This window comes from Bowmanella sp. JS7-9 (assembly GCF_004329715.1).
GTDB classification, from domain to species: domain Bacteria; phylum Pseudomonadota; class Gammaproteobacteria; order Enterobacterales; family Alteromonadaceae; genus Pseudobowmanella; species Pseudobowmanella zhangzhouensis.
Window position 1 is genome coordinate 126,553 of sequence record NZ_JXSY01000003.1, and the last position, 11,443, is coordinate 137,995.

Annotated in this window: 8 protein-coding genes; 6 read left to right on the forward strand and 2 right to left on the reverse strand. The window is 51.0% G+C overall.

Going from position 1 to position 11,443, the window contains the following annotated elements:
- Window positions 1-3: 3 nt before the first annotated feature.
- Entirely contained in the window at window positions 4-1,218 is a 1,215-nt protein-coding gene (locus TK45_RS02485; RefSeq protein WP_254426525.1) for a lipoprotein-releasing ABC transporter permease subunit, read from the reverse strand.
- Window positions 1,219-1,350: 132 nt separating this feature from the next.
- Between TK45_RS02485 and TK45_RS02490 the strand changes: the two genes are divergently transcribed.
- From TK45_RS02490 to TK45_RS02510, 5 genes are all read left to right on the forward strand, one after another.
- On the forward strand, window positions 1,351-1,959 hold the full coding sequence (locus TK45_RS02490) for a PilZ domain-containing protein (RefSeq protein ID WP_131257045.1): 609 nt from the start codon (window positions 1,351-1,353) through the stop codon (window positions 1,957-1,959).
- Between the two features lie 5 nt (window positions 1,960-1,964).
- Window positions 1,965-5,441 carry a transcription-repair coupling factor gene (gene mfd / locus TK45_RS02495; protein WP_131257046.1) on the forward strand — a complete coding sequence of 1,159 codons (3,477 nt, stop codon included), beginning with the start codon at window positions 1,965-1,967 and terminating at the stop codon, window positions 5,439-5,441.
- Window positions 5,441-6,784, forward strand: coding sequence for a CsiV family protein (locus TK45_RS02500; protein ID WP_131257047.1), 1,344 nt, complete (start codon window positions 5,441-5,443; stop codon window positions 6,782-6,784). The genes mfd and TK45_RS02500 overlap by 1 nt, the downstream gene beginning before the upstream one ends.
- Window positions 6,781-7,293, forward strand: coding sequence for a cob(I)yrinic acid a,c-diamide adenosyltransferase (locus tag TK45_RS02505; RefSeq protein WP_131257048.1), 513 nt, complete (start codon window positions 6,781-6,783; stop codon window positions 7,291-7,293). Before TK45_RS02500 ends, TK45_RS02505 begins: the two co-directional genes overlap by 4 nt.
- Before the next feature lie 95 nt (window positions 7,294-7,388).
- Window positions 7,389-9,062 carry a methyl-accepting chemotaxis protein gene (locus TK45_RS02510; RefSeq protein ID WP_131257049.1) on the forward strand — a complete coding sequence of 558 codons (1,674 nt, stop codon included), beginning with the start codon at window positions 7,389-7,391 and terminating at the stop codon, window positions 9,060-9,062.
- A 1-nt stretch (window position 9,063) separates the two neighbouring features.
- On the opposite strand, the gene nagZ is transcribed toward TK45_RS02510, so the two are convergent.
- Window positions 9,064-10,047: a beta-N-acetylhexosaminidase gene (gene nagZ, locus TK45_RS02515; protein WP_254426527.1), complete on the reverse strand. Its 984-nt coding sequence runs from the start codon at window positions 10,045-10,047 to the stop codon at window positions 9,064-9,066.
- Window positions 10,048-10,215: 168 nt separating this feature from the next.
- On the opposite strand from nagZ, the gene TK45_RS02520 reads away from it, so the two are divergent.
- Window positions 10,216-11,443: methyl-accepting chemotaxis protein (locus TK45_RS02520; RefSeq protein ID WP_131257051.1), on the forward strand; the 1,228-nt coding region annotated here is incomplete at its 3' end.

The following is an 11,443-nucleotide window of genomic DNA, read 5'->3' on the forward strand; positions in this document are numbered from 1 at the left end:
TTCCTACTCGTAACGTAAGGCCTGGGCAGGCAGAACACGCGCCGCGCGGCGCGCCGGATACAAACTGGCCAACAGACTCATCAGCAAGGCTGCCCCGATAATCACAACAATCTGTAAGGGTTCAATCACCACTGGTAATCCCTGATCATCAGGTAGCGCAAGATGCACACCTAACATGCCAAGCAAGGTATTGAGTTGCCAGGCCAGCAACAAGCCAACCAACAACCCCAGCGCAGTGCCCTTAACGCCGTTATATAAACCATTAATGAGAAATATCTGTGTAATACCCGCCGGTGACATGCCCTGAGTTTGCAAAATCGCGATATCGCTGTGCTTTTCAGTGACCACCATGGCAAGTGCCGAAACGATGTTAAACGCCGCCACTAACACAATCAGCATCAACATCAGGCTCATCATGTTTTTTTCCATTTTAACGGCATCGAATAACTTGCCCTGCTGTTCACGCCAGTTGCGTTGGGGAGCGTCGGTAATATGCTTTATTTGTTGGCTGACCTCATGCCAGGCAAACGCATCGTGCAGAAATAAGCGGCTTTGTTGCAAATCCGCGGGCTTTTTACGCAATACCCGGGTCAAGTCATCTACGTGGGTCATGACCACGCGGCCATCCAGCTCTGAACTGAGCGAATAAACGCCAACTACAGTGAATAAACGCTGCGCCGGCATCGGACCAAACGGCGTATGTAATGTGGCGCCGCCCAATACTATGCGGATTTTATTACCCGGTTGAACGCCTAACTCGCGTGCCAGTGGGTAGCCGATAATGACCCCATATTCACCCGCGGCAAGATTGTTCAAGCGGCCATACAACAAATGCTCATGCAGAATAGATGCCTGCTGCATGACGTCCGGGTCAATGCCCTGTAATTGAACACCCTGCAAGCCACGGGGGCTTTGAATCAGGCCTTCCGTCTCGACATAAGCACTGACGGCACTCACCTCAGGGATAAGCGAAATCGCCTGTTTTTGCCCTTCAGAAAGGTTACGCGTATCGACAACCAATTGCGCCTGCAAGCCCAGAATTCGTTGTTTTAACTGTTCTTCAAAGCCGTTCATCACCGACGACACGGTAATCAGCGCGGCAATGCCCAGCATGATGCCAACCACCGAGAAAAAGTTAATAAAGGCAATAAAATGATTGGATTTGCTGGCGCGGGCATAACGAAGGCCGATATATGCACAGGCAGGTTGAATCATCATGGATCTGCTTTTGGTCCCTGGTGTGGACATTTGCCCGCGACTTCGCGGCAATGTTCCCTTATGATTATGCCACGGATAATACTGTTAGCAGCCAGCACAAACAAGCCAGCGTCAATCAGGTAATCGGCAAGTATGGAAAATTTAAGCCTCGAACAAAAACAACAACAGTTCAATGAATTCTTCAGTATTCAACATGGGATAAGCGCCAATTTCACCTTATGGCCGGCCGACCGTCCGTTACCCGATTACCAGTCGTTTGTCGCTAACATGCCATATGCTTTCAAGGTTGCGACTGAAGTGGCCAGTCTGGAACTCAACGCGCTGCGCCCACTGCGCGCGCTGGGTGAACACGCTCAGCAATTGATGGATTTTCTCAATCACCAATCCCGTAAAATCGATTTGATCATGTCATTTGTGCTGCACCAGCAGGATGACGATAGCGCGCGGTTTACGACCGAGTCCTTTGGCGGTGGTGGTGTAGTACTAAAAAGTGATCGTGCCATGGAGATTGGCCGTACCGGAGAGCTCAAATTATTCCTGACTGATGAAGCCGCAGCTGTGTATTGTCTGGCGGAGGTGATTGGTTGTGAAGCGAAAGACGATATTCACCATATCACCCTGATTTACCGCCATATTCGCGAAGAAGACCAGGATTTACTGGTGAAAGCCAGCCTGCATTTACAGAGTAAACAACTGAAAGCGCGCGCCGCTGAGCGCCGCCAAAACGGTGAAAACGCCTAAAACCTATGACAACAGAAATAACCAATCCCGCTCTGCCCAAAGGCCAGGGCGACCATATCCATTGGGGAAACCTGCACGGCAGTAGCTTAGCTATGGCGCTGGCAGCGGCACAGAAGCAACATAGTAAAGGCATGTTGCTGGTGACTGCCGATACCCCATCGGCGTTAAAACTTGAGCAGGAACTGCAGTTTTTTGTACGCCCGCGCGATATCAGCGTGCATGTCTTTCCGGATTGGGAAACCCTGCCCTACGATACTTTTTCGCCACACCAGGATATTATTTCCCAGCGTCTGGAAACCCTGTATTACCTGACTCAACCGCAAACCGCCATCACCATTGTGCCAATCAGCACCTTACTGATGCGTCTGGCACCAGTCAGTTACCTTGGGCAGTATCTGCTGTTATTGAAACAAGGCGATCGACTGGATATCGAGCAGTTTCGCAGCAATCTGCAACGGGCGGGGTACTATGCGGTAAATCAGGTGTTGAGCCATGGCGAATTCGCCATCCGAGGCAGCATTGTCGACTTATTTCCGATGGGCAGTCGCCAGCCAATCCGTATCGATTTATTTGATGATGAAATAGAGAATCTGCGCCTGTTTGATCCGGAAAGCCAGCGCAGCGGCGAGGCAATCAGTGAAGTCCGCCTGCTCCCTGCACATGAGTTTCCCACCGATAAAGCCGCGTTAGATCTGTTTCGCCAACAATATCTGAGTCGTTTTGACGCAAATAACAGCAAAGATAGCGTGTTGTATCAGGTCTCCAAGGGCCTGATGCCAGGTGGAATCGAATATTATCTGCCACTGTTTTTCCCGCAAACCGCCACGCTGTTTGATTATTTGCACCCCGATACCCTGTTGGTGGGATTGGGCGACCTAAAACCCGCGATTGAGTTTTACTGGGCTGATTTAACCGAACGCTATGAACAGCGCCGCTACGATCCCCTGCGGCCATTGCTGCCGCCCGCGGAGATATTTCTGCGCGAAGACGAGGCGTTCAGTCACTTTAAAAAATGGCCGCGTATCAGTGTTAACAGCGCCTTTATCGAACCCCGTGCCGGGCGATTTAATTTCGATACGGCTCCCATCGGCGATATCGCGGTTAAGCCTGAATTAAAATCCCCAACGGCCTCGCTCAAGCAAGCGGTTAAAGACTGGCAACAACAGGGAGTTCGCGTGTTGTTTAGCGCCGAAACGGCCGGACGACGCGAGACCTTGTTGGAACTGCTGGGTAAAGCCGGTATACATCCCTCGCCAACTGATGATTTAACCCGTTTTTTGCAGGGTGACACACCACTAGGCATCACCATTGGCTGGGCAGAACATAGTTTCCTGCTGCCCGGCACGAAGCTGGCATTTGTCACTGAAACTGAGTTGCTCGGCCACAAAATAAGCCAGCGTCGCCGGCGAACGAAAACGCAGGCGACTGACGAAAATGCCATTATTCGAAACCTGGCTGAATTATCTATCGGTCAGCCTGTGGTGCATATCGAGCATGGCGTAGGGCGTTACATTGGCTTGCAGACACTGGATGCCGGTGGCATCACCACAGAATACCTGACGATTGAATATGCCAAAGGCGCCAAACTGTATGTGCCAGTAGCATCATTGCATCTGATAAGCCGTTATAGCGGCGGTGATGACGAGCATGCTCCGGTACACACGTTAGGCTCCGATGCCTGGGCCCGCGCGCGCAAAAAAGCGGCAGAAAAAGTCCGAGATGTGGCCGCCCAGTTGTTGGATATCTATGCACGCCGTGCTGCCAAGCCGGGTTTTGCCCACCCTATCGACTGGCAGGATTACCGTCAGTTCGCCGATAGCTTCCCTTTTGAGGAAACGCCGGATCAGGAACAGGCAATTAACGCGGTGATCAACGATATGGGCAGTCCCGGTGCGATGGATCGCCTGGTGTGCGGTGACGTTGGTTTCGGAAAAACCGAAGTGGCGATGCGCGCTGCGTTTATTGCGGCGCACGCCGGCAAACAAGTGGCAGTACTGGTACCCACCACCTTGCTGGCACAGCAACATTTCGAAAATTTCCGCGATCGTTTTGCCAACTGGCCGTTTCGTATTGAAGTCATGAGTCGTTTTAAAACCGGCAAAGAACAAAGTGGCACCATGCAGGCACTGGCAGACGGTAAAGTAGATATAGTGGTTGGCACCCACAAATTACTGCAAAAGGATGTGAAATTCGCCAACTTGGGCCTGGTTATTATTGATGAAGAACACCGTTTTGGGGTCCGTCAAAAAGATCAGTTCAAAGCCCTGCGCGCAGAAGTGGACATTCTCACCCTTACCGCCACACCCATTCCGCGTACGTTGAATATGGCCTTTTCTGGTATGCGGGACTTATCCATTATCGCCACGCCTCCTGCCAAGCGAATGGCGATCAAAACGTTTGTGGCGCAACGGGAAAAGATGTTGGTCCGAGAAGCCATCATGCGCGAAATTTTGCGTGGTGGGCAGGTGTATTTTCTGCACAATGAAGTGGACAGCATTGAAAAATGTGCCGCTGAATTAGCAGAATGGGTGCCAGAGGCGCGCATCGGCATTGGCCACGGCCAAATGCGTGAAAAAGAGCTGGAGCGGGTGATGTCAGACTTCTACCACCAGCGCTTTAACGTACTGGTGTGTACCACCATTATTGAGACCGGTATCGACGTCCCCAGCGCCAACACCATTATTATGGACAGAGCCGATCACTTGGGGCTGGCACAACTGCACCAGCTGCGAGGCCGGGTCGGTCGTTCGCACCATCAGGCGTATGCCTATTTGTTGATCCCCAATCCTAAACTCATCACCAAAGATGCACAGAAACGTCTGGATGCTATTGCCGGCGCCGAAGATCTGGGTAGCGGCTTTACCCTCGCCACCCATGATTTAGAAATTCGTGGTGCCGGTGAGTTGCTGGGTGATGAACAGTCGGGTCAAATCGCCGCGGTGGGTTTCTCCCTGTATATGGATATGCTGGAAAACGCGGTCAAAGCGCTGAAAGAAGGCAAAGAGCCGTCGTTGGAAAACCTGCTCGCAACTCAGACCGAAATTGATCTGCGTGTGCCGGCGCTGCTGCCGGAGACCTATATTGCCGATGTGAATACCCGCTTGTCGCTGTATAAAAAGATCGCCTCCGCCAAGGACAAAGACGAGCTGGATAATATCTCAGTTGAGCTTATCGACCGATTTGGTTTGCTGCCGGATGCCGCCCGCTTCCTGATGCAGATCGCAGAACTTAAGCTTATTGCCGCCAACCTGGGTATTAATAAGATTGAAGCCAATGCCCGTGGTGGGGTGATTGAATTTAGCCCGCATACCAAAGTAGACCCGGGCTACCTGATTCGTTTGATCCAAACTCAGCACAAATATTATAAGTTGGAAGGCCCGGATAAACTTCGCTTCACAATAGATGCAGACGACAGTAAGCAACGTGTTAAACTGGTGCAAAGCTTACTGACTGATTTTTCTGAACATTTACAGGTACGTTGATGAAAAAACTGCACGCCTCCCTGTGTCTTACCGCGTTATTCAGTAGCGCAGCATTTGCTGCTGAGCCTGAGCAGGACTGGTGGTTTGATGTAGAAGTCATTCTGTTTAAACAGGATGCCAAACAAGTGCATGAAAAGTTTGATGCCGTCATCAATCCGATAGATATCAGCAAGGCTAACGATCTGTTGCGCGATCATCTGCAGCCGGATTTGTCCCCTCTGGCTCAGGCATTGCCCAATTGTCAGCGCGCGCAGCCTGCATCTTTGTTTACTCCTGTGAATGTCGACCGGTTACAGGTTGTCAGTACCCAGAATACGTTGTCGCAAACCGCTGAGTACCAGCAATTGCCAGCTGCCATCGACCAGTTTCAGGCATCTGTCCAGCAAACAGGCGAAGTTACCGACTTACCCTATTACAACGATGGGCTGTATGAAGTTAGCGAAGTAGCAGGGCCAGCGCGGCCCTGGTGGTTCACTCACTACGACTGGCAAAACGCCCTGCGTCTGGATTGTCAGGATGACAGTCAAACGCCATTCCGCCGGTCGCAGCTACCTCTGCCCGCAACGTTAGATGGCATCATCGAGGGTATTGGTGCGACCTATCCGGTCGGCTTCCATTTGCTTCCCGCCAGTGAATTTGGCCTGAACGATATCTATCGCCAGATTCAACGCCGTCGCAACATGCAACCCATGCTGCACCTGGCCTGGCGCCAACCAGTGGTATTTGGCAAAAATAACGCCACACCCGTACGTTTATTTGCCGGCACGAATTTCACCTCGCAGTTCGATTATTGGGGCAATATGCTGCGCCCCGCACCAGCAGAGCGTCAGTTAGGCTTCTTCCCGGTGTGGCCGGATGCGGATCCCAGTGTTTACGAAGCCATGCAGGCCGCCTATCAGCAGTCTCTGCGCTCAGATAGCAGCATGGATATTGTCAGCCAGGTAGAACAGGCACTGGCCAATGAGACCCTGCCAGCCATTTTGGAAAAGCAGGAAGCCATCGTTAAACAAAAATTTGTCGGCCAGTTACCCGCCCAGGTATGGGAATTGGATGGGTTACTGAAAGTCTATCTGCAGTATGTAAACCGCGTCCCCTACCTGCATATCGACAGCGCGTTTAACTATCGCGAACCGGTTATGCTAGACGGCGCACCGGATCTGACTCAGACAGATGGCCCTTATACGCCCAATCTGTTTTTACAGGCCTTTCCGTTTAATCAGCTACGCCGCGTAATCAGCACGCAAGTACACTACTTTGATCACCCTTACTTTGGTCTGGTGGTACAAATTCGCCGCTATCGTATGCCGGCAATGCCAGAATCTGATGCGGAGCTAAGCCAGTGAAGATCTACACCAAAAAAGGCGATCTGGGTGATACCCGCATTTATGCCGACACGCCGATAAAGGTGCGCAAAGATAGCGCGGAGTTGGCCTGTTACGGCACGTTGGATGAGCTCAACAGTCATATCGGCCTGTTGCAGGCGCAGTTGGAAACACCCGTAAGCCTGTTAACCGATATTCAGCGCCATTTATTTCAGATTGGCTTTGCCATATCGGCCACCACCGCCTTATCTGATCAGGATGTGCTTGCGCTGGAACATGCCATTGACCAATTAAGTGAGCAGCTTGAACCGCAGCGCAGTTTTATTCTGCCCGGCGGCTGTATACAAGCTGCGCAGGCTCATGTGTGCCGCACCGTTACCCGCCGCGCCGAGCGTGAACTGGTCAGCTTATTAGAAGACTATCCTGTTCCAGCGGTCGTACCGGCTTACCTTAACCGTTTATCGGACTACTTTTTTGTGCTGGCACGCTGGCTTAATCTGCAAGCTGGCCGCGCCGATATCAATTTATAAAAATACCGCCGGTTTACGCTTTCCCCTTTGGCAAAAAACCTGTTCTCTCGTCTATAACTACTGCTCTGCTGTTGTTCACACGAGAGAGATTCTTAATGACAATCAAACGGTTACTGCGTGGTGCATTTCTGGTCATTATCAGTGTATCGGTACTGTTGCTGATCATTGTTTTGATGCTGAAAAGTAATCTGCAAAAGACCTATGAGGCCGCCGATTATCGCTATAGCGTAAGCCATCTGGCAAAACAGGCCGAGAGTGACTCGTTAATGCTCACCCAACTGGCCCGGCACTATATCGCCACCCTGGATGAGCAGTATCTGCGCGCCTATGAAAAGCTAGTCGGGCAAATTGAAGGCACTGAAGCCGGTCCCGATGGTCGCAAGATTTCTTACCTGGACAGATTACGGCAGGCCGGTGTGCAGGAAGATGAATTAAGTTCGTTGAAACAGTCCGTTGATGTATCACTGGCACTGGTTAAAACCGAGGAAGCGGCGTTCGCCCTGATTGCTCCGTTTGCCGACAAATCTCCGGCACAGTTGAGCGCGGCCGAGCAACAGCAGTGGTTACAGGCAGTAGATAAAGTCACCAATACCGCGTATGTGGCTGATGCGAAACGCACCCTGAGCCCGGTCGGTACGTTCATTCAGACTATCGAGCAACGGGCACAGTCTACCCTGGAGGGCTATCAGGACAGCGCTGCCTCCATCAGTATTTTCAGTATTCTGGCAGTGGTATTCATAATCTTGTTACTCGTGGCTGTGTATTTCTGGCTGGAAAAGCGCGTGATCCACTCCACCGATGTACTGATTGAGAAAACCAGTAAGATCGCCGAGGGCAATTTACGTGAAAAACTCAGCGATCAGGGTAGCGATGAATTCGCTGCGGTTGCGCGGGCATTTAATCAAATGGTCAAACGTCTGTCCGACGTGCTGCATGCCATTCAACAGCAAGCCGATGGTGCCACCCATGCTGCCAGTCAGTTGAATCAGGTTGCAGAGCACAGTGCCAGACTAAACGAACAACAAAATCAGGCGTTAGAGATCATCTCCAGTTCCGTGTATGAAAACGCCACAGCGGTGAAGGAAGTAGCCCAAAACTGCAATACCGCCGCTCAGTCCGCCGGGCAAACCGATAGCATCGCCAGAAACGGCGTGAACATTGTGCAGCAGAGTATTCAATCGGTACAAAAAGTGTCGTCCGCCTTGCGTCAGTCTACCCAGGCTATTGATGAATTAGCCGGCTCGGTGGGCGATATGTCAGCGATACTGGATGTGATCAATACCATTGCCGAACAAACTAATCTGTTAGCGCTCAATGCCGCTATCGAAGCCGCCCGCGCTGGCGATCAGGGCCGCGGTTTTGCCGTAGTAGCAGATGAAGTCAGAACGCTGGCGCAGCGCACACAGGAAAGTACCACAGAAATCCAAAACAAAATCGCCACTCTACAGACCGTATCGGCAAGCGTAAGCAACTCGATCAAATCCAGCGAACAAAGTGCCGGCGAAGCAGTAACCGCATCAAATAAGGTTGGCGAGATATTGCACGAGGTGCAGACATTGGTAGCCAATATCAGCGAAATGAATATGTCTATCGCCACCGCTTCCGAACAACAGACCCAGGTCAGTGATGATATAGCGCGGCGCCTGACTCAAATTCACGACGGCTCTGCCACGGCTAAGGAGCAAAGCCAGTCAGTGTCCAACTCTGCACGGCAACTACTGGATATCGCCGCACACCTGAATCGTGAGGTAAAACGCTTTAACCTGTAGGTCAATCCAACAGCCGCTGGCTGTATTGCCAGCGGTCACTTTGCTGTAATTCTCGCCAGGTTAATGTGGCAGGTCGTTTTAAGGTACGCATGGGTAATGTAGGGGAGCCGATATTGGCATTGTCTAAAATCTGCATGGCGCCTTGCGGGTTATTGCAAATCAACGCAACATCACAGCCCGCATTAATCGCCGCTTCCGCCCGCTCAGCATAATCGCCAGCTACAGCCGCGCCTTGCATAGAGAGATCATCGGAAAAAACCACCCCGGCAAAACCCAGTTGCTGACGTAACACCTGTTCAATCCAGATTTTTGAAAAACCTGCGGGCTGTGCATCAACCGCGGGATAAATCACATGCGCCGGCATCAGTGCATCCAATAAACGCATCTGGTGCAAACGGGTAAAGACAGCCATATCTTTGTTGAAGATTTCATCTTTGCTGCGCAGATCGCGTGGGATCGCCACATGAGAGTCTTCTTTGACATTGCCATGACCGGGAAAATGTTTCCCACACGACGCCATATTTGCGTCCTGCATGCCGTGAATAAACGCCGCAGCCAAATGCACAATGACATCGCCGTCGGAATGAAAGGCGCGATCACCAATCACATCAGAGATCCCGTGCATATCCAGAACCGGCGCAAAACTCAGGTCGATATCCATGGCGCGTAATTCCGCCGCCATCAGCCAGCCTAGTTCAGTTGCGGATTTTTGCGCACTGCCGAGACTATGATTGCAACGCTCGAGAATACTGCCCATGGCGGGCAAACGACTAAAACCATGACGAAAGCGTTGTACCCTGCCCCCTTCATGATCAACTGCAATCACCAACGATTGTCTGGCTGCCTCACGCAGTTCGCGAACCAGATCACGCAATTGATTGAGGTTGTCGTAATTGCGGGTAAATAAAATGACGCCACCGACCATAGGATGGTCGAGCATATCGCGCTCTTCTTCCGACAGGGTATGTCCCTGTACATCTAACATTACCCGGCCCATATTATGCTTTTAGACTCTGTGTGTTGCATGAATCGGCACTATATTGAAAAGCGCCGTTAAATTAAAGCTGCGTGCCAATTATTCTCGGTCTGTCACATAACTGTCACTGAATACTGGGCATAATTTCCGCCCCGAATTTTAACGTTGGTGCGTGAAATGCTGTCCAGATTCCAACAAAACCTGCGCAATAAATTTTTACTGCTTATTGCCATTGCCTTTAGCTTAATTTTACTCGCAGTAGTGCGCGGGTTCAGTGCATTTGATCAGGTAATTGAAGATTACAATCATATGGCCAGCCACGATGTCACTGCCATGGCGGAAATCTCAGCCATGAACGTCGATTTTAAAATTCAGGTGCAGGAGTGGAAAAATACTCTTATTCGCGGCGCTAAGCAGGATCAGCGCGAGAAATACTGGGCAAAATTCAACGAAAAAGCCGACCAGATCACCAAACGCTATACCCATTTACTCAATGTACTACCGGCGGATCAACCTGGCTTGTCTGAGTTAAAAGCTTTCGCCAGCAGCTACCCACCCATGATCGCTGCCTATAAACGAGGCTATCAGGCCTATATCGAGTCACAATTTGATATCCCCAGCGCGGATAAAGCCGTGAAAGGGATAGACCGGGCACCTACCGAACACCTTACCAATGCAGCAAATGCGGTGACAGAATATGTATTAAGTGTTAGCCAAGGGCTGACACAAAGCGCCAGCAATGCCAGAACAACCAGTACCGCAATCATGCTTGTTGCGATGCTTGCTGGTATCGCTTTGTTCGCCTGGTATTTTTCACGCAGCATTTTAGTGCCGTTGAATGAGTTAACCATCGCATCGACCCGCATTGCGCGCGGCGATTTGAGTGTCACTCTTGATGTCAGCAAGCGTGATCAACTCGGTACCTTGGCGGGCAACTTCAATCTTATTCAACGGGAACTGGGTGGCATCATTGGTCATCTGCGTCACCAAACTCGCGAATTGGATACGCAGCTAAGTCGCTTGTTCAGCGATTTCAATTCAATGCAATCCACACTGAGTCAGCAAGCCAAACAAACCGGCACCCTCACTGATAACATGGCCAGTATGGACTCACAGGGTCAGGATATTGGAAATGCCATCGAGTACGCCAACCACACTATTGTTGATGCTCGTAAGCGCACGGATCTGGGACAAAGTATGTTTGAGAATAACGTGCAGTCTGGCCAAGCCATGTTAACGGCGGCAGAAAATGCTGCGACCATTATTGGTAGTTTGCAGCAAAACTCAGATGACATTGGCAATATTGTCAATGTCATAAACGGCATTGCTGAACAAACCAATTTGCTGGCACTCAATGCGGCGATTGAAGCTGCCCGCGCAGGTGAGTCCGGACGTGGCTTTGCTG

What these genes read in the sequence shown, in the direction of transcription:
- TK45_RS02485 (WP_254426525.1), bottom strand. Translation starts at nt 1,218, where the DNA reads ATGATGATTCAACCTGCCTGTGCATATATCGGCCTTCGTTATGCCCGC.
- TK45_RS02490 (WP_131257045.1), top strand. Translation starts at nt 1,351, where the DNA reads ATGGAAAATTTAAGCCTCGAACAAAAACAACAACAGTTCAATGAATTC.
- mfd (WP_131257046.1), top strand. Translation starts at nt 1,965, where the DNA reads ATGACAACAGAAATAACCAATCCCGCTCTGCCCAAAGGCCAGGGCGAC.
- TK45_RS02500 (WP_131257047.1), top strand. Translation starts at nt 5,441, where the DNA reads ATGAAAAAACTGCACGCCTCCCTGTGTCTTACCGCGTTATTCAGTAGC.
- TK45_RS02510 (WP_131257049.1), top strand. Translation starts at nt 7,389, where the DNA reads ATGACAATCAAACGGTTACTGCGTGGTGCATTTCTGGTCATTATCAGT.
- nagZ (WP_254426527.1), bottom strand. Translation starts at nt 10,047, where the DNA reads ATGTTAGATGTACAGGGACATACCCTGTCGGAAGAAGAGCGCGATATG.